The sequence below is a fragment of the Pseudomonas sp. VI4.1 genome, assembly GCF_002029345.1.
Lineage (GTDB): Bacteria > Pseudomonadota > Gammaproteobacteria > Pseudomonadales > Pseudomonadaceae > Aquipseudomonas.
The window spans coordinates 1-26,067 of the sequence record NZ_MULM01000126.1; the positions used below are offsets into that span (position 1 = coordinate 1).

General features: G+C 58.3%; 27 protein-coding genes, 1 tRNA gene and 3 pseudogenes. 11 read left to right on the plus strand and 20 right to left on the minus strand.

All coding sequences use genetic code 11. From position 1 onward, the window contains the following. The 4 genes from BZ163_RS08810 to BZ163_RS08820 form a co-directional block, all read right to left on the minus strand. Positions 1-809 (minus strand): efflux RND transporter periplasmic adaptor subunit (locus BZ163_RS08810; RefSeq protein ID WP_178110452.1); only part of this gene is annotated, 809 nt, incomplete at its 3' end. Between the two features lie 101 nt (positions 810-910). Then, on the minus strand, positions 911-1,048 hold the full coding sequence (locus BZ163_RS34780; RefSeq protein WP_168187333.1) for a hypothetical protein: 138 nt from the start codon (positions 1,046-1,048) through the stop codon (positions 911-913). Between the two features lie 295 nt (positions 1,049-1,343). Next, positions 1,344-2,822: an NADP-dependent succinate-semialdehyde dehydrogenase gene (gabD, locus tag BZ163_RS08815; protein WP_128870591.1), complete on the minus strand. Its 1,479-nt coding sequence runs from the start codon at positions 2,820-2,822 to the stop codon at positions 1,344-1,346. An 11-nt stretch (positions 2,823-2,833) separates the two neighbouring features. Continuing rightward, positions 2,834-3,928, minus strand: a complete 1,095-nt coding sequence (locus tag BZ163_RS08820; RefSeq protein WP_256578973.1) for a zinc-dependent alcohol dehydrogenase family protein — start codon at positions 3,926-3,928, stop codon at positions 2,834-2,836. 554 nt (positions 3,929-4,482) lie between these two features. On the opposite strand from BZ163_RS08820, the gene BZ163_RS08825 reads away from it, so the two are divergent. The 5 genes from BZ163_RS08825 (at position 4,483) to BZ163_RS08845 (ending at position 8,093) form a co-directional block, all read left to right on the plus strand. Beyond that, positions 4,483-4,923, plus strand: a complete 441-nt coding sequence (locus BZ163_RS08825; protein WP_084377462.1) for a cupin domain-containing protein — start codon at positions 4,483-4,485, stop codon at positions 4,921-4,923. Next, positions 4,920-5,978, plus strand: coding sequence for an L-dopachrome tautomerase-related protein (locus tag BZ163_RS08830; protein ID WP_128870593.1), 1,059 nt, complete (start codon positions 4,920-4,922; stop codon positions 5,976-5,978). The genes BZ163_RS08825 and BZ163_RS08830 overlap by 4 nt, the downstream gene beginning before the upstream one ends. Continuing rightward, entirely contained in the window at positions 5,975-6,349 is a 375-nt protein-coding gene (locus BZ163_RS08835) for a hypothetical protein (RefSeq protein WP_128870594.1), read from the plus strand. Before BZ163_RS08830 ends, BZ163_RS08835 begins: the two co-directional genes overlap by 4 nt. A gap of 63 nt (positions 6,350-6,412) precedes the next feature. Further along, on the plus strand, positions 6,413-7,645 hold the full coding sequence (locus tag BZ163_RS08840) for an Nramp family divalent metal transporter (protein ID WP_256578975.1): 1,233 nt from the start codon (positions 6,413-6,415) through the stop codon (positions 7,643-7,645). Between the two features lie 28 nt (positions 7,646-7,673). Continuing rightward, the gene (locus BZ163_RS08845; protein WP_128870596.1) at positions 7,674-8,093 is read left to right on the plus strand and encodes an SRPBCC family protein; all 420 of its coding nucleotides are present in this window, start codon (positions 7,674-7,676) and stop codon (positions 8,091-8,093) included. A 14-nt stretch (positions 8,094-8,107) separates the two neighbouring features. On the opposite strand, the gene BZ163_RS08850 is transcribed toward BZ163_RS08845, so the two are convergent. Next, positions 8,108-9,010, minus strand: coding sequence for a LysR family transcriptional regulator (locus BZ163_RS08850; RefSeq protein WP_084377453.1), 903 nt, complete (start codon positions 9,008-9,010; stop codon positions 8,108-8,110). A 259-nt stretch (positions 9,011-9,269) separates the two neighbouring features. Here BZ163_RS08850 and BZ163_RS08855 point away from each other — a divergent pair, with 259 nt between their 5' ends. Beyond that, a complete protein-coding gene (locus BZ163_RS08855) occupies positions 9,270-10,370 on the plus strand; it encodes an alkene reductase (protein ID WP_128870597.1) in 1,101 nt (366 codons plus the stop codon). On the opposite strand, the gene BZ163_RS08860 is transcribed toward BZ163_RS08855, so the two are convergent. Then, a complete protein-coding gene (locus BZ163_RS08860; protein ID WP_128870598.1) occupies positions 10,355-11,299 on the minus strand; it encodes a LysR family transcriptional regulator in 945 nt (314 codons plus the stop codon). The genes BZ163_RS08855 and BZ163_RS08860 overlap by 16 nt on opposite strands. A 124-nt stretch (positions 11,300-11,423) precedes the next feature. Between BZ163_RS08860 and BZ163_RS08865 the strand changes: the two genes are divergently transcribed. Together BZ163_RS08865 and BZ163_RS08870 are read left to right on the plus strand one after the other, a co-directional pair. Continuing rightward, the gene (locus tag BZ163_RS08865) at positions 11,424-12,284 is read left to right on the plus strand and encodes a type 1 glutamine amidotransferase domain-containing protein (RefSeq protein WP_128870599.1); all 861 of its coding nucleotides are present in this window, start codon (positions 11,424-11,426) and stop codon (positions 12,282-12,284) included. A gap of 205 nt (positions 12,285-12,489) precedes the next feature. Continuing rightward, on the plus strand, positions 12,490-13,422 hold the full coding sequence (locus BZ163_RS08870) for a TIGR03571 family LLM class oxidoreductase (protein ID WP_128870623.1): 933 nt from the start codon (positions 12,490-12,492) through the stop codon (positions 13,420-13,422). Between the two features lie 320 nt (positions 13,423-13,742). On the opposite strand, the gene BZ163_RS08875 is transcribed toward BZ163_RS08870, so the two are convergent. The 9 genes and pseudogenes from BZ163_RS08875 to thrS form a co-directional block, all read right to left on the minus strand. Then, positions 13,743-13,819 (minus strand) — tRNA-Pro (locus BZ163_RS08875). A gap of 89 nt (positions 13,820-13,908) precedes the next feature. Further along, positions 13,909-14,265 carry a MerR family transcriptional regulator gene (locus BZ163_RS08880; protein ID WP_003179985.1) on the minus strand — a complete coding sequence of 119 codons (357 nt, stop codon included), beginning with the start codon at positions 14,263-14,265 and terminating at the stop codon, positions 13,909-13,911. Further along, positions 14,246-14,547: pseudogene (gene ihfA / locus BZ163_RS08885) on the minus strand (integration host factor subunit alpha). The gene BZ163_RS08880 and the pseudogene ihfA overlap by 20 nt, the downstream one beginning before the upstream one ends. Positions 14,548-14,550: 3 nt before the next feature. Next, positions 14,551-16,933: pseudogene (pheT, locus tag BZ163_RS08890) on the minus strand (phenylalanine--tRNA ligase subunit beta). Between the two features lie 26 nt (positions 16,934-16,959). After that, positions 16,960-17,976 (minus strand): phenylalanine--tRNA ligase subunit alpha, encoded by a 1,017-nt coding sequence (pheS, locus tag BZ163_RS08895; protein ID WP_007905876.1) that lies wholly within the window; start codon positions 17,974-17,976, stop codon positions 16,960-16,962. A 109-nt stretch (positions 17,977-18,085) separates the two neighbouring features. After that, positions 18,086-18,442, minus strand: coding sequence for a 50S ribosomal protein L20 (gene rplT / locus BZ163_RS08900; RefSeq protein ID WP_007905879.1), 357 nt, complete (start codon positions 18,440-18,442; stop codon positions 18,086-18,088). Positions 18,443-18,470: 28 nt separating this feature from the next. Next, positions 18,471-18,665: a 50S ribosomal protein L35 gene (gene rpmI, locus BZ163_RS08905; RefSeq protein ID WP_008145659.1), complete on the minus strand. Its 195-nt coding sequence runs from the start codon at positions 18,663-18,665 to the stop codon at positions 18,471-18,473. 60 nt (positions 18,666-18,725) lie between these two features. Then, positions 18,726-19,277, minus strand: a complete 552-nt coding sequence (gene infC, locus BZ163_RS08910; RefSeq protein WP_169857083.1) for a translation initiation factor IF-3 — start codon at positions 19,275-19,277, stop codon at positions 18,726-18,728. Then, positions 19,277-21,199 carry a threonine--tRNA ligase gene (thrS, locus tag BZ163_RS08915; protein WP_128870600.1) on the minus strand — a complete coding sequence of 641 codons (1,923 nt, stop codon included), beginning with the start codon at positions 21,197-21,199 and terminating at the stop codon, positions 19,277-19,279. The genes infC and thrS overlap by 1 nt, the downstream gene beginning before the upstream one ends. A 374-nt stretch (positions 21,200-21,573) precedes the next feature. Between thrS and BZ163_RS08920 the strand changes: the two genes are divergently transcribed. Together BZ163_RS08920 and BZ163_RS08925 are read left to right on the plus strand one after the other, a co-directional pair. Continuing rightward, entirely contained in the window at positions 21,574-21,876 is a 303-nt protein-coding gene (locus BZ163_RS08920; RefSeq protein WP_128870601.1) for a hypothetical protein, read from the plus strand. 292 nt (positions 21,877-22,168) lie between these two features. Further along, on the plus strand, positions 22,169-22,381 hold the full coding sequence (locus BZ163_RS08925; RefSeq protein ID WP_003179963.1) for a cold-shock protein: 213 nt from the start codon (positions 22,169-22,171) through the stop codon (positions 22,379-22,381). Between the two features lie 70 nt (positions 22,382-22,451). On the opposite strand, the gene BZ163_RS08930 is transcribed toward BZ163_RS08925, so the two are convergent. Then, the gene (locus BZ163_RS08930) at positions 22,452-22,772 is read right to left on the minus strand and encodes an I78 family peptidase inhibitor (RefSeq protein WP_128870602.1); all 321 of its coding nucleotides are present in this window, start codon (positions 22,770-22,772) and stop codon (positions 22,452-22,454) included. 165 nt (positions 22,773-22,937) lie between these two features. After that, complete coding sequence (locus tag BZ163_RS08935; protein WP_128870603.1) at positions 22,938-23,243, minus strand: hypothetical protein; 306 nt, start codon at positions 23,241-23,243, stop codon at positions 22,938-22,940. A gap of 132 nt (positions 23,244-23,375) precedes the next feature. On the opposite strand from BZ163_RS08935, the gene BZ163_RS08940 reads away from it, so the two are divergent. Continuing rightward, the gene (locus tag BZ163_RS08940) at positions 23,376-23,588 is read left to right on the plus strand and encodes a hypothetical protein (RefSeq protein WP_128870604.1); all 213 of its coding nucleotides are present in this window, start codon (positions 23,376-23,378) and stop codon (positions 23,586-23,588) included. Positions 23,589-23,618: 30 nt separating this feature from the next. Here BZ163_RS08940 and BZ163_RS08945 read toward each other — a convergent pair whose 3' ends face one another. From BZ163_RS08945 to rbsK, 3 genes and pseudogenes are all read right to left on the minus strand, one after another. Beyond that, positions 23,619-24,644, minus strand: a complete 1,026-nt coding sequence (locus tag BZ163_RS08945) for a nucleoside hydrolase (protein ID WP_128870605.1) — start codon at positions 24,642-24,644, stop codon at positions 23,619-23,621. A gap of 59 nt (positions 24,645-24,703) precedes the next feature. Then, positions 24,704-25,108 carry a D-ribose pyranase gene (gene rbsD / locus BZ163_RS08950; RefSeq protein ID WP_128870606.1) on the minus strand — a complete coding sequence of 135 codons (405 nt, stop codon included), beginning with the start codon at positions 25,106-25,108 and terminating at the stop codon, positions 24,704-24,706. Next, positions 25,105-26,023 (minus strand): annotated as a pseudogene (gene rbsK / locus BZ163_RS08955) (ribokinase). Before rbsK ends, rbsD begins: the two are co-directional and overlap by 4 nt. Positions 26,024-26,067: the final 44 nt, after the last annotated feature.

A 26,067-nucleotide genomic window follows, 5' to 3' on the forward strand; every position in this document is an offset into this window, starting at 1 on the left:
AATGTGCCCGTGGACGAGTCGAGCCGGTTGTCGATAAAATCCATGCGCCCGGTCATGCTCGGCTCGACTTCACCCGGCAAGGCAATCCGCACCTGACTCTGGTTGGCCGCGCTATTGGCCTGCCGACGGTATTTGAGGTAGCTCTGCTCATCGACATCGAAGTAGATATCAATCGGGTCAATCGAGACGATGGTGGTCAGCAACGTGGCGCTGCTGTTGCCGCCGTTGACCAGATTGCCTTCACTGATCAGCTTGCGGCTGATCCGGCCGCTCATGGGCGCGGTGATGCGGGTGAATTCCAGATCCAGCTTGGCTGCGCTCAACGCCCCCTCGGCACTGAGGACTTCGGCTTGCGCGGCCTGACGCGCCTGCAAGCGTTGGTCGTAGAGACTGCGGGCGATGGTTTTCGATTCGATCAACACATTGGCCCGGGCGAATTCCTGCTCGGCGAGTGCCAGTTGCGAGCGCACTTGAGACAGCTTGCCCTGCGCCTGGACCACGGCAGCCTGGAACGAACGCGAATCGATCACGAACAGCAAGTCGCCCTTCTTGACGATGGCGCCGTCCTGAAACGCGACTTTCTCCAGATAGCCGCTGACCCGGGATCGAACTTCCACCGAATCGGTGGCCTCGAAACGCCCGGTAAAACTGTCCCAGTCAGTGATCACCGACTTGACCGGCTGACTGACCGTGACGCTCGGCGCAGCGACTATGCTGCTGGCGTCACTCGGACCACATCCGGTCAGGGCTGCAAGCAGCGCAAGGCTGAACGCTGAAAAAGCCGCGCCTTTTATCACCTTCGATTTGATTGGGGATACTGTCGGTTCCCCCGTTGTATGAAAGTTCACTTTTGCGCTCTCCGAAGTTAGCAAAACTAAAACAACAGTTCATTTATTTAAAACAGGCTTAATTAACTTCCGACAGCGCGTTCATTCAGTGCTTTATTGCGATCAACAAAGGCGCCAGACTCTTCCGCCTGAACTGAAAAAGAGGCAGAAAGAGCAGTCAGGGTAGCCAGCAGGGCAACGGCTTTTTTGAAGTACGTCATGAGGGACAATCTCGGTAGTGATTAAGATGGAATAGATTTTCCAGCACCACCCGCCGAAGATAAACCGCAGGAATACGAAAACAATATTGACTAAAAGACAAGAGCAAGCGCTCTAGCACAGGACTTTTGTAAATACCACCGCACTGATCCGGCACCGGACGACAATGACTTGTGAAACGCATTCACCGCTGAGTGCCACTTATTAAGGATGGATCAATACATAAATAAAAAGAAACCGGGATTATTTAACTTTCAAAAAATCAGGAGATGGCCTTTCGACCATCTCCCCGAGCTATCAGCGGTCAATACCTCCCAGGCAGAGGTACTTTATCTCAAGATAATCTTCGATCCCGTACTTGGAACCTTCACGACCCAGTCCCGACGATTTTACCCCGCCGAACGGCGCCACTTCCGTCGATATCAACCCCTCATTGATCCCGACGATGCCACACTCAAGCGCTTCGGCCACGCGCATGATCCTTCCAATATCCCGACTGTAGAAATACGAGGCCAGACCGAACTCGGTGTCGTTGGCCATCTCGATGGCTTGCGCCTCGGTACTGAAACGGAACAGCGGTGCCACGGGACCAAACGTCTCCTCACGGAACACCTTCGACTCCCTTGGCACGTTCACCAAGATGGTCGGCCGGTAGAAACTGCCCCCCAACGGATGGCGTTCACCCCCCACCAGGACAGAGGCTCCGCGCTCAACGGCATCGGCGACATGCTCCTCGGCCTTGCGCACGGCGGCGTCGTCAATCAGCGGGCCGATCGTCACACCGTCCTCAAATCCGCTGCCCACTTTCAGGGCCTCGACGGCGGTTTTCAGTTTGGCGGCGAAAGCATCATAGATACCGTCCTGGACCAGCAGACGGTTAGCGCACACACAGGTCTGCCCGGCGTTTCGGTACTTGGACGCGAGCGCACCCTGCACCGCAGCATCCAGATCAGCATCGTCAAACACGATAAAGGGGGCGTTGCCGCCGAGTTCCATGCTGGTCTTTTTGATCGTCGGCGCGCATTGGGCCAACAGTGTGGCACCGACCTCGGTGCTACCGGTAAAGGACAACTTGCGCACGTCCGGGTTGGAGGTCAGTTCGGCCCCGATTTCACTGCCCGGCCCCGTAATCACGTTGCACACGCCGGCAGGCAGACCGGCACGCTCGGCCAGCACTGCAATTGCAATCGCCGAAAAGGGTGTCTGACTGGCGGGACGCAATACACCGGTGCAACCGGCCGCCCAGCCTGGCCCGGCCTTGCGGGTGATCATCGCTGCCGGGAAGTTCCACGGGGTAATCGCGGCAAACACCCCGATGGGTTCTTTCTGAACGATGATTCGGCTGCTCGTTGAATGGGAGGCGATGGTATCGCCATAAACACGCTTGCCCTCCTCCGCGAACCATTCAATGAAAGACGCGGCATAGGTAATCTCACCACGACTTTCGGCCAGCGGCTTGCCTTGTTCGGCGGTCATGATCCGCGCCAGGTCTTCGCGGTGGGTAATCATCAACTCGAACAAATGGCGCAGTTTTACCGCGCGCTCTTTGGCAGTGAGCGCTCGCCACGCCGGTTGCGCGCGCTTGGCGGCGGCGATGGCCAGGGCGGTCTCACTGACCCCAAATGAAGGCACGCGCCCCAGTACCTTGCCGGTGGCCGGGTTCGTAACGGTAATGCTGCGTCCCTCACCCACCTCCAGCCACAGGCCGTTGATGTAGTTCGCCTCACGGAACAACGTGGGGTCGTCGAGCGTTGCCAGGAAGTTTGTATCGGCCATGCTGTCACTCCTCAAAATTCAATAACCTGACGCACCGCGCTGCCGTCATGCAGGCGGTCGAAGCCTTCGTTGATGTCGTCCAGTTTGAGTCGGCCGCTCAGCAACCGATCCACCGGCAAGCGACCATCGCGATAAAGCTCAATGAACCGCGGAATATCGCGGATCGGCACGCAAGTACCGATGTAGCTGCCTTTGAGCGTACGTTCCTCGCCCACCAACTGAACCACATTGACGGACAGTGCCGAACCTGGCGGCGGCAGACCTGCAGTCACGGTCATACCACCGCGCTTGGTCATTTTCATGGCGTTATCAAGTGCCCGGATCGAACCGGCCATTTCGAAGACGTAGTCGGCGCCGCCGCCAGTCAGTTGCAGTACCTGCTCAACGGCGTCCGCGTCGCCGCCGTTGACCACCGCGGTGGCGCCGACGTCTTTGGCCAATGCGAGTTTTTCTGGTGAAAGGTCAACGGCAATGATTTTGCTCGCCCCAGCAGCTCTTGCACCCAGCACTGACGCCAGGCCGACGCCACCCAGACCAATCACCACGGCGGTTGAGCCGACCCGCAATTGCGCGGTATTGACCACGGCGCCGACCCCGGTCAACACCGCGCAACCAAAGAGTGCCGCTTCGACAAAGGGCAGATCTCGATCGATCTTGACCACCGAGTTGCGCGACACCACAGCGTATTCGGCAAATGCCGAGACCCCCAAGTGATGATGCACGTGACCTGCAGGACTGCTCAAACGCACTGATCCGTTGATCAGCGTACCGGCCGCATTCGCTTTCGCACCCGGCTCACAGAGGGCTGGACGACCTTCGGCGCATGGCAGGCAATGCCCACAACTGGGCATGAACACCATGACCACATGATCGCCCGGCTCAAGGTCGCTGACTCCTTCGCCCAACGCTTCGACCACGCCAGCAGCCTCATGGCCGAGCGCCATGGGCATCGGCCGAGGGCGGTCGCCATTGATCACCGAAAGGTCGGAATGACAAAGACCTGCGGCACGGATACGCACCAGCACTTCGCCCGGCCCCGGAGGCGCCAGCTCGATGGTCTCAATAACAATTGGCTTGCTCTGGGCATAAGGCGGCTTAACATTCATGTGTCTTAGAACAGCAGCTCTGACTTGCATCTTGTGTCTCCGACGCAGCTGGACTCGATAGTGAGTACTCATCACTATGCCGCAGGCAGCCGGTGTCAGAAACGCATCACCGGGCGCAGCTGTTTGGAATTGAATTCGCAAAACAGTCGCTCCGGATGCACTTATAGTGGTGTCGCTGTCACTCCTACGTCGCTGGACGCCGCATGTCAGAACGCCCTCATCAAATCGTCAGCGATCTACCGCGCAGAACACGAATCCGTATCATGTTTGTATGCGTTTTCTGGAAGTCACATTAGGCTCGACGACTGCTATCGTGATAGCCGCACTCGAAACGAGAGACCGGCGGTTCTGGTCTGATACCACAAAGCACTGAGTGGTTATTCGGGGGCGTTTAGTGAGCTCCGCAGCGCTCTAGTCAAAACACAGTTGTTATTTTAATTCTCAAATCTTGTGCTCCCCCGCAGCGTTCTCCGCAATCAGTCGAATGCTTATCCTGAACCCACAAACAACATCGCAGCGTCCCCTGAAAAGGACACCTGAATGAGGGTTTCAAGATGACCGAAGTAAGCACCCGAAAAAAACTGGTAGAGGCTGCGCCTCATGCCTCGTTTAATCTCGATGCGATCGTCAAGACGTTCCCCGAGACCGCCGAAACGCTGCTGGTTGACTCAAGGCTGACCGACGAAGACGAGGCCAGCGCCCGGGTCTTCCGTGTCTACCATCCGACACCTGCGCATTACCACGCGACCTGTGATGAGTACCTCATCGTCATGTCCGGGCGCGCCAGGTTTTTCATGGGCGACCGTGAACCGTTCGAGGTCGGTCCCGGCGAGATGCTGTTCTTCAAGCGGTTCACCATCCACGGAATGCCAGAGATCCTTGAGCACCCGCTGTTCATGGTGTCTGTCGATACACCGCGACGTGACCCCAGCGACATCATCTTCGTCGACCCGACCGCAGGCACTGCCGCGTCGTTCGTCAAGGCGCTGTCATGAACACCCATCAACTGGAGATCTTTGCGACGTTTCCGGTTGAGCGTCCGGGTAATCCGACGGTGATGCCGGATGGGCGGGTACTGGTATCGGTCTCCGCCATCATCGCACCGGATATCTCGGTGCGAGCGGTGGCCCAGGAGGGTCAGCATCCGGCCTACCCCAATGAAACCTGGGCGGGCAAACCGGGTAAGGACGGTCGAGGGATGTCCGCAGTGATCGGCATCCGCACCGACCCTCAGGGGATCGTCTGGATACTCGATATGGGCGGACCGGGCCTACAGCCGCGCCTCATCGCCTGGAATGATCGAGAAGATCGCCTGCACCGCCTGATCGTGCTGCCGCAGAACGTGCTTCGCCCAAGTTCTTTCACTCAGGACTTCGTGATCGATTGGCGGCGTCAGCGCATTTACATCGCCGACATGACGATGAACCCCAGCGGTGAAAGCGACTATCCGGCCATTGTCGTGGTCGATCTCCAAACAGGTCTTTCATGGCGATCGCTTGAGTGCTACCCGGGGTTGATGCCTGGAGATGTACCGCTGATGATCGGTGGAAAAGCCCTTTCGCTGCGTACGCCAGAAGGCGAAATCATTCCTTACCGCTACGGCCTCAATCCCATCGCGATCGACCCGTTGGGCCGCTGGGTCTATTTCGGTTCGATGTCCGCTCGCAAGGTCTATCGGGTATCAACCGAAGTCCTCGCGGAACCTGCAGGCATTGCACCGCTGAGCGAGGCCGTTGAGTACTGGTGCGACAAGCCTCATTGCGACGGGTTTGATGTCGACGCAGAGGGCAACGTCTATGTGACCGACATCGCGAATAATGCGATTGGGCTAGCGTCGCCTGCCGGCTACCGCATTCTTGCACAGGACGATCAATTCCTCGCCTGGCCGGACGGCGTTGAGCTCGATGCCCAGGGGGAATGGCTCTACATCACAGCCAACCAGCTGCACCGCCACCCACTGCTCAATGCGGGTGAGGACGACAGCCAGCCGCCGTTCCATGTATTGCGGTTGCGGGTGGATGCACCGATGGGTTCGAGCGAAACACCATGAGCTATAGCCGTGTTGCGTTCGTTGTCATTGCACTGCTGCTCACGGCCAGCGCCATAGGCTTGGCGCTGGCCGGAGGTGACGCCGGTCTCGGCGTCTGGATATACGCCGTGGTGGCCATCGCCGCAATAACGTTTTCGCGAGCCAGGCCAGACTTTTGGCCCGGCCGCCTGTTCGAGGCGTCGAGCCCTTCACGGATTTCGCTGGCCCATCGTCTGCTGACCCAGATAGCGGCTCTGGTGTGTCTGCTGGCCGCCCATGCTTTGAGCGGGAAAGTATCGGCAATTCTCTCGGTTGCTGGCCTGCTGCTGTTCATTCATACCCTAGTGCTGGCGCGTCTGCCCCGACTTGCCCGATCACAAAGGACCCACTGACCGATGACAACAAAGACTTCGTTGTCGGAACACCCCGGAATGCGTGCCGTCCCACCATCGCCTATGCCTGGACGCCTTTCGCTGCTGATGGGACCCGGACTGTTGATTGCAGTGGGTTACATGGATCCTGGCAACTGGGCCACCGGTATCGCTGCTGGCGCTCAGTTCGGTTACAGCCTGCTATTCATGGTGGTGCTGTCGAGTCTGGCGGCCATGCTTTTGCAAACACTCGCCTTGCGTCTGGGCGTCGTCACAGGTCAGGATCTTGCCCAGACCTGTCGTCTTCGCTACGGCCGACCAGCCACACTCGCGCACTGGGCAATGGCGGAGATTGCCATCATTGCCACCGATATTGCCGAGGTCCTGGGCGCGGCGTTGGCGTTCAAATTACTATTCAACTTGCCAATGGCCCTCGGCATCGTGCTGACGGCTGTCAGCACACTGGTCATCCTGGGCTTGAAGGGTGCTGCCAATGGCCGAGTGCAGAAGATCGTCCTGGCCCTGGTGGCGACCATTGTCCTGTGCTTCGCCATTGAGCTGGCATTGATCACGCTCGATGTAAACGCCATGTTTCGGGGGTTCATTCCTTCATTGGACACGCTGGCTCAGCCAGGGGCACTGTTCATCGCGGTGGGTATCATCGGCGCCACCGTCATGCCCCACAATCTGTACCTGCATTCATCACTGGCCCGGTCCAATAGCGTCACACATGACGGAGAGCAGGTAAAACGATCCCTGCGCCGGGGTTCCAACGATACGATCCGCGCGCTTTCAATTGCGGCCGCCGTGCAAGTTGCCATTTTGTTGGTGGCCGCCGCCGTCTTCCACGACAGCGGGCACACTGAGATTGGCGGGATCGAGCAGGCCCATCAATTGCTGGCCCCCCTGACAGGTGTAGCCGTCTCTGCCGTGCTGTTCGCCCTGGCACTGCTCGCCTCGGGCCAAAGCGCGACGTTGACCGGCACCCTCGCCGGTCAGGTCGTGCTCGAAGGGTTCTTGAAGCTCAAAGTTTCATTGTGGAAACAGCGCGTCGTCACCCGCCTGCTGGCCATGGTGCCAGCGCTGTGCGGGATTCTCTGGCTGGGCGACGCCGCGGTGGGTGATCTGTTGGTGTTTTCTCAGGTGGTGTTGTCAGTGCAACTGCCGTTTGCGGTGTATCCGTTGATTCGTTTCACCAGCGATAAAACGCTGATGGGTGATTTTGCTATCTCACGCCCGGTCGCCGTCATGGCCTGGTGTATTTTCCTGCTGATCAGCGCCGCCAATCTCTGGTTGGTTACATCAGTCATTCTTTGAATGCCTTCCTCCCATACAGGATAAAAACATGAGTGAAGTCCGTATCTTGATTAGCATTGCACGTCCAGCCGAACAGGTCTGGTCGCTACTCGGCGGGTTTGATTGGCTACCTCGCTGGCTCGATGTCATCGCGAGCAGCACCCTCAGTGATGGCGGACGTTTGCGTCACCTCAAAACTGCCGACGGTGCGATCATTGTCGAGCGTTTGCTCACGTTCGAGGAAGACGAAAAGCACTACAGCTATGCCCTGCTTGAGGGGCCTTCGCCAGTCACTGACTATGTAGGCACGATGTCAGCGAAGGACGATGGCAACGGGGGGACACTGGCGTCCTGGTCCAGCACCTTTCTCGTCCAGGGCGCAGATGAGGCCGAGGTCATCGGGCATTTCGAGGCACTCTACCGCGCAGGGCTGGAGCGCCTGAAGGCCGTCGTCGAATCCACGGACTGACGACGGCACGCGGTTCACCCCCGATTCATGAACGCTTGCAGACGCGGCACCATAAAGTCGAGGAACGTTCGGATACGCTGGGGCACATGCTGTCCACCCTGATACAGCGCATTGACTTCCTCGCTGTCATGGCCTGTTTGCGCGAGTACCTCGACCAACCGGCCAGCGGCGAGATCCTCATCGATGTGAAAGTCCGCCAATCGGGCAATCCCCACCCCGGCGATGGCCATACGTCGAACGGTCTCGCCATTGTTGGCTTGCAGGTTGCCCTGGACGATTCGATCAACGATGCGGCCACTTTGATGCATGGGCCACACTGGACTAGAGCGCCGAAAGTTGAAGCTCAAACAATTATGCTCGGCGAGGTCTTCGAGGGTGTCGGGGACTCCGTACTTTTCCAGATACTCAGGTGAAGCCACCATCTTGCGCCGAGCAATACCGATACTCCTCGCACGTAGGGTCGAGTCAGTCAACACGCCAACACGGAATGCAACGTCTGTTCGATCCAGGTACATGTCAACGATATCATCACTTAAGGACAGGTTGATCTGGATGTTCGGGTGGGCTTCCCAGAAGGCCGGCAAATTGGGTTCGATCGCCATTGTGCCAAACGCAACCGAGGCATTGATGCGCACGGTTCCGCGTGCTTTCTGCGCGCCTTGGGCCAACACTCTTTCAACGTCGTCGAGTTCTGCCAGCAAAGCGTTACTGCGTTCATAGTAGATGCGTCCTTCATCGGTCAGCGACAGCTTACGTGTCGAACGCTCGAGCAGACGTACACCCAGACGCAGCTCCAGTCGAACAATCAATTTACTGACCGTCGAAGGTGTCATCAGCATCTGTCGCGCTGCTTGTGAAAAGCTGCCGGCGTCGACGACCCGTACAAATACCTGCATCTCGCCTGCTCTGTTATCCACGTCCGCCTCCCCACTCATTGATTAGTGAAAAAATATCACAAGCGCTACTTGGCGATACGTAGCAATAAGTGGGAAAACGTTCATTTTTCTTGTGAAACCAATTCCATATACAGTGGAAGCGAATGCACAACGAAGCCAAGCTCTGCAGGGTTGAGTAAACTGTGAAACGGCTTCACAAATCATGTTCGGCCGGATCGGGTTATCAGTTTGCTATGTCAGGCCTACCTTCTTGAGCAACATAAAGAAAGGACAGGTCCCCATGAGCTCAATATTTGATCCCATCCAAGTCGGCACTCTTACGTTGCGCAACCGTATCGCCATGGCGCCGATGACACGGGCGCGGAACCCGGATGGAGTCGCCAACGACCTCACTGCGCTTTATTACAGCCAGCGCGCCAGCGCCGGACTGATTATCACCGAAGGCACCCCCATTTCGCGCTCGGCCGAAGGCTTCTTGGCCATCCCCGGCATCTACACCACGCCACAGATCGACGGCTGGCGCAAAGTAACCCAGGCAGTGCACGCTACCGGCGGCGTTATCTACACGCAGCTATGGCATGTCGGGCGCGTTTCCCATGTCAGTATCCAGCCAGGCGGTATTGACCCGGTCAGCTCGACCTCGCGGATTGCCCGTAACTCCCAGGCCTGGGGTTTGACTGAGCGTGGCGAGCCCGGTCCGGTCGACGTCTCCCAACCCCGCGCCCTCACCACGCCGGAAGTCAAAGCGGTGATTCGTGACTTTGCCCAGGCAGCCGCGAATGCTATTGACGCCGGTTTCGATGGCATTGAACTGCACGGCGCCAACGGCTACCTGATCGAACAATTCCTCAACCCGATGGTCAATGACCGCACAGACGAATACCGCAGCGATACCCTCGAAAACCGTTCACGCTTCTTGCTGGAAGTGGTCGACAGCGTCATTGAACGTATCGGTGCGCAACGCACCGCCATTCGCCTGTCACCCTTTGGCGGCCTGTTTGACATGGGGCTTTACGAGGATGTCGAAGAAACCTATCTGTATGTCGCCGACCAACTCTCCCGACGCGGTCTGGCCTATGTTCATTTCATGGATCAGCTGTCGCGGGGCAGTTCGCCCATTCCTCGGGATTTCCTGCAAAAATTTCGCACCCACTACCATGGCACGCTAGTGCTCGCAGGAGGCATGACTAAGGAACGAGCGGAACAATTTCTTCGCGATGGGATGATCGACATCGCAGCATTTGGTGAACCTTTCATCGCGAACCCCGACCTGGTTGAACGACTACGCAACGACTGGCCATTGTTGAAACCGGACCGGGCATTGAGCTATGGAGGAGGCGCCCAGGGCTATACCGACTACCCGACCTATCCGATCGCTTGACGCTCGTTGAGTGGCGTGTGGGCTTGATCTGCCACCCCAAGAATCAGGAAGTCGATCAGCGCCCGGGACGCAGCCGATAGTTGGCGATGAGGCGGGAAAATCACCGAGAACGGTCGGGACCGTCCACCCGACTGTTCGAGCAGCGGCACCAGGCGTCCGCTTTGAATCCGCTCCCGAACAATAAAATCGTAGGTCTGACAAATCCCCATACCGTGCTCGGCCAAAGACACAGTGCCAAGTACGTCGTCGGACACTTGAACACTCGCTTCAGGTATCCACTCCCGATCAATACCCTGCTCACAGAACAGCCAGGGGCCGACCCGACCGCTGCTGGGCATCACAAATGGCAGGCAAGCATGCGCTGGCAGTTCGTCGACGCTGTGCGGCGTACCTGCACGCCGCAGATAATCCGGCGCGGCGACCACGCACAAACGCGCATCCTCAAGTTTGCGTCCAATCAGGCCACTGTCAGGTAATGGCCCAAGGCGAATGGCCAGGTCATACCCTTCGGCCACCAGATCCACATTTCGATTGCTGATGCTCAACTCGATGCGCACCTGCGGGTACTGCCGAGTAAAGCGGCAGAGCAATACCGGCAGCCGGTAGTGGCCGTAAGTCGTCGGCACACTGAGCCGTACACGGCCAGTCAACGCGCCTTCCTGCCCCTGGATCGTCCGCTCTGCATCATCGATCAGCGAGAACGCCGCGCGGGACTGTTCGAGGTAAAGCAGTCCCGCCTCGGTCAGGCTCAGGCGTCGAGTCGTGCGCCGTAACAACTGAACACCCAGGCGTGTTTCCAGACGTGAGATCGCACGGCTGACCACTGACGGGGTAGTTGCCAGAAGAACGGCCCCTGCGCTTAGGGAGCCCTTCTCCACCACAGTGATGAAGACTTCTACGTCTGCGAGATAATCGAATCGCCGGCTCACCTTTACCTCCAAAGAACAAGTGCTTTTCCTTTGAGCAAGTTTATCGCCAATGGAGGCATGAATATAGTCGTATCGGGATCAGACACCTGCTGATCGAATTCACTCTCTACTGCTCGGAAATCCCATGCGCCCTATCACTCGTCTCGCCCTTGCAATGACCATTTGCACCTCAGCCTTCAACGCACAGGCCAGTAACGTCCTGGTCGTGCTGTCTGATTCAGACCACCTTGAGCTCAAGGACAAGAAAGTCTTTACAACCGGCTTTTACCTGAACGAATTGATGCAACCCGTAAAACTGCTGCTCGATGCCGGCCACTCGGTGACCTTTGCGACGCCAACGGGCAAGGCGCCAACGCTGGACCAATCGTCCAACGACAAAATGTATTTCAACAATGACATTGCGGCACTGCAGGAGTACAAGGCGCTGCTGGAGCACCTCAAGATTACCTCGCCGGGTGAGTCACCGGTCATTAGCCTGTCGCGGGTCGAACAGATCGGCTACGAGCGCTTCGATGCCGTCTATGTACCCGGTGGCCACGCACCTATGGAGGATCTGCTGCATAGCGCCGCATTGGGGAAGTTGCTGAACAACTTCCATAACAACGGCAAGACAACCGCCCTCGTTTGCCATGGCCCTATTGCGCTACTGTCGACTCTGTCCGACCCAACAGCCTTCACTCGGAAACTCGAAGTCGACGGCGAAGCCCCAATGCATGGCTGGACTTATGCAGGATACAAATTCACGGTCATCAGCAATCAGGAAGAGGAACTGGCCAAGGGCTTGTTGAATGGCGGTGCGATGAAGTTCTATCCGCAAACGGCACTGGAACAAGCCGGCGGCGTATACAGTAGCAACACTTCACCGTGGACCAGCCATATCGTCATCGATCGCGAACTGGTGACCGGTCAAAACCCTGGTTCAGCGCTGGATGTGGGTAAGGTGATACTCGATCGACTCAAGTCCCAGAGCCAAGCGAAAGATTGATCGATTCAAACTCTCACTTTTTCACCGACAAAACATTGCGCAGGGTGATTGCCTCTTCCTCCTCCAGACAGGAAAGCTTTCTAATCGTGCATTTTAATCAAGACTATTGTGCTGTCTGATGCATTTTTCTCCGGGATGGAGCCGCAGATACTGTCGGTATTCACCCATGGAGTCGCCCTGCATCATGCACGGCGCAGGAGACCTGATGAACTCACATTTTCAACGTTTGCTGGGCCCCAACAACTTCTCCATCGGACTGGAATTGCCGCTGGACAATGATTGGTCCACTGCCGGTCAACGCTTGCGCATGGCGGAAAAGCGTCCTTTTGGCGCCCCCGATCTGAAACAACATGCCCAACTGGCCCGATTGGCGGACAACAGCGGTTTTCGAGCCCTGTGGGTGCGGGATGTGCCGGTCTATGACCCGAGTTTTGGAGATGCTGCACAGGTTTTTGAGATTTTTTCCTACTTGGGTTATCTGGCCGGCATCACCCAAAACATTATGCTCGGCACTGCCGCGGTAGTCTTGCCGCTACGACAACCGTGGTTGACCCTCAAGGCTGCCAATAGCATCGACGAACTGAGCGAGGGCCGCCTGCTATTGGGGGTGGCCAGTGGCGATCGACCGATGGAGTACCCGCTGTTCGGGGTCGACTACGACCAACGGGGAGCGCTTTTTCGCAGCACCGTCGAACTGCTGAAAAGCCAAGGCATTGGACGTCTGCCGGAGGGAGCCCAACTATTACCGCAGCGTGAAGAGCCCTTTCCCCTGCTGGTTGCCGGACTTGGCCAACAATCACCGACCTGGATTGGAGAGCACATGGATGGATGGCTCGCCTACCCTGGAACGCCGCAGGAACATCGTCGGCGTGTAGGGCTCTGGCGTGAGGTGGGGGCTGATAAACCCTATATCAGCTTTCTGCATCTGGACCTTGAAGCCAATCCGCATTCGCCAATGAAACCGCTGCGTTTCGGTGGACGCGGCGGGCGAATGGCGCTCATTGAGGAGCTGGAGGCGTTGCGTGAGTCGGGTGTGCAGCATATTGGCCTGCATCTGCGTCACAGCGAACGACCCGTTGTGGAGGTGGTTGAAGAGATTGCCGAGTACGTTTTGCCCAGATTTCACGACCTAGTCTGACGCGCTGTAGGGAGCGGCAGCTGAAGGTCATTCAATGCCCTTTTGGCGCCGATGCCGAATTGATCTGCGTACCGACGCGAGGCTGACCCAACTCCAATCGGCAGAATCCAGCACAGGAAATTGTTCGCGAGGAATCCGACTGGGTCAGTGACATCTTGGTAACGAGGTCAGTTCAGCGTCGGCGCCAACATGCTGATGCTTCATTCAGCCTGGACGAAAGCAGTGAGGATTCTACTGAGAGCCAGTCGTTTTGTAGGGGGAAAAACGCCTGAAAATAAAAAAGGGTCGCGAGATAAAATCTCGCAACCCTTTGAATTATATGGTCGGGACGGAGTGATTCGAACACTCGACCCCTAGCACCCCATGCTAGTGCGCTACCGGACTGCGCTACGCCCCGACTAGGCGTGAATCTCATCCCTCATCTCGAGGAACGCTCAAGAATATATCCCAAGCTTTTGAAAACTGGAAGTATTTAAAAGCAAAAAATTACTTCTTGAGCACAACCAGCACGTCTTCCAACTCGGCAATCATCTGCCGGATCATCTGTTTGTACTGGGTGGTGTCATCTTTGGCTTCATCGCCGGACAAACGCAAGCGTGCGCCGCCGATGGTGAACCCCTGATCGTAAAGGAGCGCGCGGATCTGCCGGATCATCAGCACGTCCTGGCGCTGATAATACCGGCGGTTTCCGCGGCGTTTGACGGGGTTGAGTTGAGGAAACTCCTGCTCCCAGTAGCGCAGCACGTGCGGCTTTACAGCGCACAGCTCGCTGACTTCACCAATGGTGAAGTAGCGTTTGCCGGGGATGACGGGTAGCTCGTCGTTATGACTTGGTTCCAGCATAAGCCTCAACTCGGGCCTTCAACTTCTGCCCTGGACGAAAGGTGACCACACGGCGCGCGTGATCGGGATTTCTTCCCCCGTTTTCGGATTGCGGCCAGGCCGCTGGCGTTTGTCCCGCAGGTCGAAATTGCCGAAACCGGACAATTTGACCTGTTCGTTGTCTTCAAGAGCGTGCCTGATTTCTTCGAAAAACAGTTCGACCAATTCCTTGGCTTCCCGTTTGTTCAGGCCCAGCTCTTCATACAGACGTTCCGCCATCTCAGCTTTCGTCAAAGCCCCCATACGTCACTTCCTTAACGTGGCGTTCAACCTTTGTTCGAGCGAGGTGAGGATGTTTTGTGTCGTGGTATTCACCTCATCGTCATTAAGAGTGCGCGATGGATGCTGCCAGGTCAAGCCGACTGCAAGGCTTTTTCTATCAGGATCAATGCCTTTACCCTGATACACGTCAAATAGCCTGAGGTCTGTCAGCCACTCGCCTGCATTCTCACGGATTACGTCCAGTACGGCGCTGGCCGCGACGTCCTTGTGCGCAATCAGCGCCAGGTCACGTCGCACTTCAGGAAAGCGCGATAACTCCTGGAATTTAGGCATTTTACCCAATGCCACTTCGGCCAGAACCAGCTCGAAGACGAAGACCGGACGGTCAAGACCGAGGGTTTTCGACAGTTCGGGGTGGATGGCGCCGACGTAGCCGACCAGGCGTCCTTCACGTTCGATGCGCGCGGTTTGACCCGGGTGCAATGCAGGGTGTTGGCCCGGCACGAAGGTGAACGAATCCAGGGCACCGGCGAAGCCCAGCACCGCTTCCACGTCGGCCTTGACGTCGAAGAAGTCGACGACATCGCGACCTTGTGCCCAGCCTTCCGGCAGGCGGCTACCGCATACCACACCCGCGATCATCGGCTCTTGCTTCAGACCTGCCAGCTGGCCGACGAAGCGCAGGCCGCTTTCGAACAGGCGGACGCGATCCTGTTGGCGGTTCAGGTTGTGCTGAAGTGCCTTGACCAGGCCGGGCCACAGCGACGAGCGCATGGCGGCCATGTCGTTGGAGATCGGGTTGGCCAGCAGCAGCGGTTCGACACCTGGATTAAACAACTCGAATTGTTTCGGATCGATGAAGCTGTAGGTGATCGCTTCCTGATAGCCACGGGCCACCAGCAGGCGGCGCAGCTCAGGCAGGTCGCTGCGGGCTTCGGCCTTGGCTTGCGGTGCCAGGCGGGCTTGCGGGTAGCGAACCGGCAGACGGTTGTAGCCGTACAGGCGGGCCAGTTCTTCGATCAGGTCGACTTCCAGGCTGATGTCGAAGCGATGGCTTGGCACTTCTACGCGCCACTGCCCTGCCCCGTCGGCGGACACGGTCAGGCCCAGGGCGTTGAGCAGGCGCTCGACTTCGGCCGGGTTCATTTCCATGCCGAGCATCTGGGTGATGCGCTGGGCACGCAGGGTGACCGGGGCGATTTTCGGCAGGTGCTGCTCGCTGACGGTTTCGATGATCGGGCCGGCTTCGCCGCCAGTGATGTCCAGCAGCAGGCCGGTGGCGCGCTCCATGGCTTCACGGGCCAGTTGCCAGTCCCACGCCACGCTCGTAGCGGTGCGAGGCGTCGGTGTGCAGGCCATAGGAACGGGCCTTGCCGGCCACGGCGATCTGGTCGAAGAACGCGCTTTCGAGGAATACATCGCGGGTGGTCGCGGTGTTGACGCCGCTGTGCTCACCACCCATGACGCCGGCGATGGCCAGGGCGCGGGTGTGGTCGGCGATCACCAGGGTGTCGCTACGCAGGCTGACTTCCTGGCCGTCGAGCAGCACCAGCTTCTCGCCTTCTTCGGCCATGCGCACGCGGATGCCGCCATTGATTTCGGCGAGATCGAACGCGTGCAGCGGTTGACCCAGTTCCAGCATCACGTAGTTGGTGATGTCGACGGCGGCGTCGATGCTGCGCACGTCGGCACGGCGCAGACGCTCGACCATCCACAGCGGCGTCGCCTTGGACAGGTCGACGTTACGGATCACGCGGCCCAAGTAACGCGGGCAGGCGGCGGGCGCCAGCACTTCAACCGAACGCACTTCGTCGTGCACGGCCGGCACGGTGGCGATGACCGGACGGGTGACTTCGGTGGCGTACAGCGCGCCGACTTCACGGGCCAGGCCGGCCAGGGACAGGCAGTCGCCGCGGTTCGGGGTCAGGTCGACCTCGATGCTCGAGTCGTCCAGGCCCAGGTATTCCCGGATGTCCTCGCCGACCGGCGCATCGTCCGGCAATTCCATCAGGCCGTCGTTGCCTTCACCGACTTGCAGCTCGGCCTGGGAGCACAGCATGCCGTTGGACTCGACGCCGCGCAGCTTGGCTTTCTTGATCTTGAAGTCGCCTGGCAGTTCGGCACCGATCATGGCGAACGGGATCTTCAGGCCCGGGCGCACGTTCGGCGCACCGCAAACCACCTGGAAGGTCTCCGAACCATTGCTGACCTGGCACACGCGCAGCTTGTCGGCGTCCGGGTGCTGCTCGGTGCTCAGCACCTCGCCCACCACCACACCGGTGAATTCGCCGGCGGCCGGCGTTACGCTATCGACCTCAAGACCGGCCATCGACAGACGGGCAACCAGCTCGTCGCGACCTACCTGCGGGCTAACCCAAGCACGCAGCCATTTTTCACTGAATTTCATCCTGCTCTCCTAAGAATTCGTTACGACTAGCGAAATTGCGCGAGGAACCGCAAGTCGTTGTCGAAGAACAGACGCAAGTCGTTCACGCCGTAACGCAGCATGGCCAGACGCTCAACGCCCATGCCGAAGGCAAAGCCCGAAAACTCTTCCGGGTCGATCCCGGACATGCGCAGCACGTTGGGGTGAACCATGCCGCAGCCCATCACTTCCAGCCAGCCGGTCTGTTTGCAGACTCGGCAGCCTTTACCGCTGCACATCACGCATTCCATGTCGACTTCAGCGGATGGCTCGGTGAACGGGAAGTACGAAGGACGGAACCGCACGGCCAGTTCTTTTTCGAAGAACACGCGCAGGAACTCTTCGATGGTGCCTTTGAGGTCGGCGAAATTGATGTCGCGATCGACCAGCAGGCCTTCGACCTGGTGGAACATCGGCGAGTGGGTGATATCGGAGTCGCTGCGGTACACACGGCCTGGGCAGACGATGCGGATCGGCGGCTGTTTCGATTCCATGGTGCGGACCTGTACCGGCGAGGTATGGGTGCGCAGCAACATGTTGGCATTGAAATAGAAGGTGTCATGCATCGACCGGGCCGGGTGATGGCCTGGGATGTTGAGCGCTTCGAAGTTGTGGTAATCGTCTTCGACCTCAGGGCCTTCGGCGATGCCGTAGCCGATGTGGGTGAAGAACTGTTCGATACGTTCCAGAGTGCGAGTAACCGGATGCAGACCACCCGAGGTCTGGCCGCGGCCAGGCAGGGTCACGTCAATGGACTCGGCGGACAGTTTGGCGGCCAGGTCGGCCTCTTCAAACAGTGCCTTGCGCGCATTGAGAACCTCTGTGACACGCTCCTTGGCAACGTTGATCAGGGCGCCGACTTGCGGACGCTCTTCTGCCGGCAGATTCCCCAGGGTCTTCATCACCTGAGTCAATTCGCCCTTCTTGCCAAGGTAGTGAACCCGGATTTGCTCCAGGGCATTGATATCTTCAGCGCTTTGCACAGCCTCTAGTGCTTGAGAGACGAGCGCATCCAGGTTTTCCATGTACAGACTCCAGATACAAAATAGGGGAAGAGCTTGAAGGCTCTTCCCCTATTTATGACGTTTAACACCTGGCCCCACAGAGGTGAGGCCGGGTGACTGTCGGGGGTACTTAAGCCAAGGTGGCTTTAGCTTTCTCGACAATCGCAGCAAACGCCGCTTTTTCGTTCACTGCCAGATCAGCCAGAACCTTACGGTCGATCTCGATGGACGCTTTTTTCAGGCCGGCGATGAAACGGCTGTAGGACAGACCGTTGATACGTGCACCAGCGTTGATACGAGCGATCCACAGAGCGCGGAACTGACGTTTTTTCTGACGACGGTCACGGTAGGCGTATTGGCCTGCCTTGATTACCGCTTGCTTGGCAACACGGAATACGCGCGAGCGAGCGCCGTAGTAGCCTTTAGCAAGTTTCAGAATTTTTTTGTGACGTTTACGGGCAATGACGCCACGCTTTACACGAGCCATGAGTTACTTCCTCTATTCTTGACTAAAATTAACGAAGGCGCAGCATGCGCTCGACTTTTGCCACGTCACACGGTGCCAGCAAGCTGCTACCGCGCAGTTGACGCTTACGCTTGGTCGACATTTTAGTCAGGATGTGGCTCTTGAAAGCGTGCTTGTGCTTGATACCGTTAGCAGTTTTCAGAAACCGCTTAGCAGCACCACTTTTAGTTTTCATTTTTGGCATGTTCGGATACTCCGCATTCAGTTGATAAACATAATCAGAAGGCCTGCCGTGCCCTATTGATTATTTCTTCTTTTTCGGGGCGATGACCATGATCAGCTGGCGTCCTTCCATCTTAGGATGCTGTTCGACCGAACCGTACTCGAGCAAGTCACCTTCAACTCGCTTGAGGAGTTCCATCCCCAGCTCCTGGTGGGCCATCTCACGGCCGCGGAATCGCAAGGATACCTTGGCCCTGTCCCCATCACTCAGGAAACGTACCAGGTTGCGCAGTTTTACCTGGTAATCCCCTTCCTCCGTCCCTGGACGAAACTTGATTTCTTTAACCTGAATCTGCTTCTGGTTTTTCTTGGCCGCGGCAATCTGCTTCTTCTTCTCGAAGATCGATTTGCCGTAGTCCATCAGTTTGCAAACAGGGGGTACTGCATCGGCGGAAATCTCCACCAGATCCAGTTTGGCCTCTTCAGCCTTAAGAAGCGCGTCTTCAATTGACACAATCCCAAGCTGTTCACCTTCAGCTCCAATTAACCGAACCTCGCGTGCCGAGATATTCTCGTTGATCGGGGCTTTCGGTGCAGCTCGTTTATCTTGTCTCATTTCACGCTTAATAGTAATTACTCCGAATCTGGGCGACCACGCCGGGAAACCGCTTGCGCGAGAAACTCAGCGAACTGGGCGACGGGCATCGAGCCCAGGTCAGCACCTTCACGAGTACGCACAGCGACAGTCTGCATCTCGACTTCCCGATCTCCGATAACCAAGAGATAAGGAACCTTGAGCAACGTATGCTCGCGGATTTTAAAGCCGATCTTTTCATTTCTCAAGTCAGACTTGGCACGAAATCCGCTTTCGTTGAGGGTTTTTTCGACCTCGGCGGCAAAATCGGCCTGTTTATCAGTGATATTCATGATCACTGCCTGGGTCGGAGCCAGCCACGCAGGGAACGCACCCTCGTAGTGCTCGATCAGGATTCCGACGAAACGTTCGAAGGAGCCCAGGATCGCCCGGTGCAACATCACCGGGTGCTTGCGACTGTTGTCTTCGGAGACGTATTCGGCTCCCAGACGGACAGGCAGGTTAAAATCGAGCTGAAGGGTACCACACTGCCAGACACGGCCAAGGCAATCTTTCAGCGAGAATTCGATCTTCGGACCGTAGAACGCACCTTCGCCTGGCTGCAGATCGTACGGCAGCCCTGCACTATCAAGGGCTGCAGCCAATGCCGCTTCGGCGCGATCCCACAATTCGTCGGAACCGACGCGTTTTTCCGGACGAGTGGACAGTTTCATCTCGACGTCTTTGAAGCCGAAGTCGGCATAAACGTCCATGGTCAGCTTGATGAACGCCGCGGATTCGGCCTGCATCTGCTCTTCGGTGCAGAAGATGTGGGCGTCGTCCTGGGTGAACGCACGCACGCGCATGATGCCGTGCAGCGCACCCGATGGCTCGTTACGGTGGCAAGCACCGAATTCGGCCAGGCGCATCGGCAACTCGCGGTAGCTTTTCAGGCCCTGGTTGAACACCTGCACGTGGCACGGGCAGTTCATCGGCTTGATCGCGTAGTCGCGGTTTTCCGACTGGGTGGTGAACATGTTGTCGCCGTAGTTGGCCCAGTGCCCGGATTTCTCCCACAGGCTGCGGTCAACGACTTGCGGCGTCTTGATCTCCAGGTAACCGTTGTCGCGCTGCACCTTGCGCATGTACTGCTCGAGCACCTGGTACAAGGTCCAGCCGTTCGGGTGCCAGAACACCATGCCCGGCGACTCTTCCTGGGTATGGAACAGGCCCAGGCGCTTGCCGATCTTGCGGTGATCGCGCTTCTCGGCTTCTTCGATGCGCTGGATGTAAGCCGCCAGCTGCTTCTTGTCGGCCCAGGCGGTGCCGTAGACGCGCTGCAATTGCTCGTTCTTGGCATCGCCACGCCAGTAGGCGCCGGACAGCTTGGTCAGCTTGAAGGATTTCAGGAAGCGTGTGTTCGGCACGTGCGGACCGCGGCACATGTCGACGTATTCTTCGTGATAGTACAGGCCCATGGCCTGCTCGTTCGGCATGTCCTCGACCAGGCGCAGCTTGTAGTCTTCGCCGCGGGCCGTGAACACTTCGATCACTTCGGCGCGCGGAGTGACTTTCTTGATCACGTCGTAATCTTTTTCGATCAGCTGTTGCATGCGCTGTTCGATGGCGGCCAGGTCGTCCGGGGTGAAGGGACGTTCAAAGGCGATGTCGTAATAGAAGCCTTCGTCGATGACCGGGCCGATGACCATCCTGGCCGTCGGGTACAGCTGCTTGACCGCGTGGCCGACCAGGTGGGCGCAAGAGTGGCGAATGATCTCCAGCCCCTCTTCATCCTTTGGCGTGATGATTTGCAGCGTAGCATCGCTGCTGATGATGTCGCTGGCGTCGACCAGCTTGCCATCGACCTTGCCGGCCACGGTGGCCTTGGCCAGACCGGCACCAATGGATGCGGCGACCTCGGCTACGGAAACCGGGTGATCGAATGAACGTTGACTGCCGTCGGGAAGAGTAATAGTTGGCATGGCGCCTCCTCTCCTAGTGGTGACCCCTACCAAAGGTCACGTGGGTTGGGATGAGCCAGTACAAGATCCGGTCCAGGCCATTCAATGACGAACGCCTGCCTTACAGCGGCAGGAGCCTTGCGGCCAACCGGAAAACCGAACCAGAGTGACTGGGATTCAAATCAGGATTTTGTCGCGCCTTTGCCGCCACCGGGACTGAAAGTCATCCGGAGCCTGCAAAAGCCCGAGCGAGGCATGCTAGCACAGATGAACGGTCGTCGCCGCAGCCGGACCGCTACGGGGGCAAATCAGCGGTTTTTATGCCAGAGTGCTGAACTTGAACCCCGCTTTACCCCTCAGATAACAAGACATTGACCCACAAGGAGCATCCGAGCATGCGTCTGAATCGTTTATTCGCGGTAATCGCCCCCGTCGTCCTGCTGCTGCCACTGGCCGCCCATGCCGATTGGCCAAAGGGCGAGCGCGAGAAATACATGGCTCAGTGCACCGAGGCAGCCACCCCTCAGATCGGCGCGGCCGCAGCGAAATCTCACTGTGCTTGCGGGGCTGACGCGATCAAGTCTTACCCGGCGGCTGACATTCAGTCACTGATGGACAACACCGCCAGCGACGCCCTGAAACAAAAAGCGCTGACCAAGATTGCCGCCTGCAAGCCCGATTCCAAGGCGAAAAAGTAAGCCTGACTGACGGCTTTCGCGGCCTCGATCGACGATGAAAAGCCCCCGAAACGGGTTTTTTCCGATGATTTTTTCAGGTTTTACAGGTTTTTTTATCGTCTTTACTTTCGGCTGAAAGCCTTTTAAACCGGGGCTTTCAGCCATACAAAGCAACAAAGAATGCGCTACTGTAGGACAAACAGCACGTCCGGGGGGCTCCCAAAGCGAACATTTCGACTATGATACCCCGGTGTGCCCAGTTGGCCTGAGCAGCACAGCACTACTGAAAATATATGTTTCTTGGAGATACACCATGTCTAATCGCCAAACCGGCACCGTTAAATGGTTCAACGATGAAAAAGGCTTCGGCTTCATCACTCCTCAAGGTGGCGGTGACGACCTGTTCGTACACTTCAAAGCTATCGAAAGCGACGGTTTCAAAAGCCTGAAAGAAGGCCAGACCGTTTCCTTCGTGGCTGAGAAAGGCCAAAAGGGTATGCAAGCTGCACAAGTCCGCCCAGAGTAAGTTTCTGGCGCACTAAAAAAACCCCGTCCATGTGACGGGGTTTTTTATGGGCGCAACAAAAGCGCAGCGATCAGCCGCAGTTGACGCGGGTGACCACCCGACTGGCATCGGTGTTCAGGTTCAGGCGATCGGAGCGGTACTCCAGCGTCACCATGTCGGAGGGCAGCAGGAAACGTGCGTTCTGTGCGCCTGCGCGGGTACGCGCCTGCTCCAGCAGTTCGGGCGAAGCTTTTTTGCCAATGGCGAATTCGGCAGCTTTTGCCTCACAACGGCTGTGCCCCGTCTCACTGGTCGTGGCAGGGTCTGTTGTCGACTCGGTGGAGGTAGTGCTGCAACCGGCCAACATGGCAGCGGCCAGCAAAGTACCCAATGACGCGAGCTTCCAAGGCATGAAGCCTCCTTTTTTCAATAGTTGAGCTGAGATCGTGCGACCGCCAATCTGGCGTTTGGTTTCCCAGGGCGTAATAGCACCCCGCCCTCGATCATGAAAAGCGGCGAGTTTGCCTGAGCATCGCCGGCTGTCCACCGCGTAATCATGACTGAATATGAACAAGTCTCAATAGACATCGATGTAGTCGAAGGGCGGATTGGGCCAGTTCTGTTTCAGCGCATTGAAGATCTGCATGACCCAGACCTCATCGCTGGCCGCGACACGCCCGACATAACCGGAGCCCTTGGCCCAGGTTTCCAGGCGAAACAAGAGTCCGTCGATATCGGTGCCCCCCACGACGCCCGACGAAATGTAGGCGATGCCGCCCTTGGTGACCCGCAGTTGCGTGTGCTCATCATCGCTGGCAGAGGCCAGCAGCTGGCGCACGGCTTCAAGGGTCAAGCCGTCAGGAGTGTTCAAATCGATCTGCACAGCACGGTCCTTGAAAATCCATCAAAGGCCAAGTGTCGCATAGCCCTCCCCTCATGCCTAAGTCGGAGTGCCAAACGTCGCGCAAAATGGTTAACTTCACCCTCAGACTTTCCCCAATTCACGAGCCCCCTCATGACCACCGTACGCATCGACGCCGACATCAAAGCCAGCTGGCCACAGGGCCATAGCTCCTATAGCCCCGGCAGCCCGGAAGAGTTGGCAATCATTGCGATCGATTTATTGGTCAAGGAGCTTGGAACCGAAGCCTCCCGCTCATTCATCACGCAGGTGTTCGAAAAGTACCCGGGAAATTACCTGGGCATCGCACAAACAGCGAGGAACTGAGTCCGCAGGCTGGCACCTGCGGCTAGCCGCTTATTTCAGGCGCGCCAGGCGCTCGGTCAGCAGGTCGAAGAAGCCCTGGGCGTCGCCGCTTTCAACCCAGAAGGCATTCTTTGGCGCACCCAGGCCGTCATACCAGTCGACGATGGTCTGGCCGAAAGTCGGGCCTTCGCGGCTATCGACCACCACGTTCACTGAACGACCGGTGAACAGCTCGGGCTTGAGCAGGTAGGCGATCACCGTGGCGTCATGCACCGGGCCACCCGCAAGGCCGTAGTGCTCCATGTCGCCCTTGATGTACTCATTGAGAATATCGCTCACCAGTTTGCTGGCAGTGTTGTCGATTGCCGCGATCTGCTTCAGGCGTGCCTCGCTGGTGAGAATCTTGTGGGTCACGTCCAGCGGCAGGTAGATGAGCTTCACGCCACTCTTGAGCACGACCTCCGCGGCCTGCGGGTCGGCGAACAGGTTGAACTCGGCCACCGGGGTGATATTGCCGCCGTTGAAGTGCGCCCCGCCCATGACCACCACCTCCTTGATGCCCTGGACGATAGCGGGCTCCTGGATCAAGGCCAACGCCAGGTTGGTCTGCGGACCGAGCATGGCGATGGTGATGCTGTGGGGCTTGGCGGCCTTCAAGGTCTCGATCAGATAGTTGACCGCGTTGCCTTCGGCCAGGCCCGCCTTCGGCTCGTGGACGGCGACACCCGACAAGCCTTCCTTGCCGTGGATGTCCTCGGCGTAGATCGGCGTGCGCATCAGCGGTTTCGGCGCGCCGGCATACACCGGCACCTCCTCGCGCCCTGCCCACTCGCGGGCCAGCCGCGCATTGCGCGAAGTCTTGTCCAGGCGCACATTGCCGGCGACGGTGGTCAGCGCCCGAATGTTCAGTTCTTGCGGCGAGGCCAGGGCAAACAGCAAGGCCACCACATCGTCGGCACCGGGGTCGGTGTCGATGATCAGGTCGATCCTTTGCGCCGCCTGGGCGCTTGTTGCGGTCATCAGGGACAAAAGCAGAAGACTCCGTAGCAGGTGCAGTTTCTGAGCATAGCGGTACATGGCGCACTCCTTGTGCTTGAAGATTCAAACGTTAAAACGTGGCAGTCAAAACGTGGCCGTTAGAATGTAACCCCAGCCACCAGAATGATGTTGCAGTACGGCTGGCATTCGCCGGTGCGAACGATCGCCCGCGCCTGGCGGCTGAGGATCTTGAATTGGTCATGGCTGAGCAGCTCACGCCGACCCAGCGCACCTTCGGCGTCCAGTTCATCCAGGGTCGCCAGTGCCGAGGGTTTCCTGTGCAGAATCTCCTGGGCCAGTACGTGGCTTTCGACCTGCATTTCGCTGAGCACCACCTTCAAGGTGCTGACGAAATCCGGAATGCCGTGGGTCAGCGCCAGGTCGATCAGCTCGACGCCCGGTGGCACCGGCAGGCCGGCATCGCCAATCACCACCCGGTCGCCGTGGCCCAGGGAGGCGATCAGTCGCGACAGGGCGACGTTGAGCAACGGTGTCTTCTTCATGGTGTTTTGAAGGCCTGTACGTCGGACAAGGTGGGAATCGAGGGTTGCGCACCGGCACGGGTCACCGACAGCGCCGCAGCGACCTGACCGAAGCGGATCGCTTCGGCCTCGCTTTTGCCGGCCGCCAGTGCTGCGGCGAAACCACCGACGAAGGTGTCGCCGGCCGCGGTGGTATCGACTGCCTTTACCTGCAGCGCCGGAAAATGTTCGAAGCCGCTGCCATTGGCAAACAGCGAGCCCTGCGCACCGAGGGTGATGATCACCTTGGCGGCACCCAGGGCGAGCAAGCGGGCGGCGGCCGTTTCGGCGCTGGCCAGGGAGTCCACGGGCAGACCGCTGAGCGCCGAGGCCTCGCTTTCGTTGGGAATCAGGTAATCGATGGCCGCGTACCAGTCCGCCGGCAGCGGGCGACTGGCCGGCGCCGGGTTGAGAATCGTGGTCTTGCCCAATTCGCGGCCGCGCTTGAGCGCATGGCCGACCGTGGCATCCGGCACTTCCAGCTGGCAGATGAGCACATCCGCCGCCTGCAGCACCGGGTCGAAACGGTCGATCACTTCGGGCGTCAGCGCGCCGTTGGCCCCGGCGTCGATCACGATCGCGTTGCTGGCTGTTGTCGTCGACCACGATCAACGCCACGCCGCTGGAATCGTCAACCACGCTGACCGCCTGGCAATCGATCTGCTCGGCCAACAGCGCCCCGCGCAGCTGCTCGCCATAGGCGTCGCTGCCCACGCAGCCGACCATCGACACCTGCGCGCCCAGCCTAGCCGCAGCCACCGCCTGATTCGCGCCCTTGCCACCGTGAACCGTGGCAAACGACTGGCCGATCAGCGTTTCGCCGCCTCGGGGCAGTCGCGGTGCCCGGGTTACCAGGTCCATGTTCAGGCTGCCTATCACCACTACTTTTGCTGGCATACGTCACTCATCAATTCGGTTTCAGCGGAGCTGTTGTTTTCCAG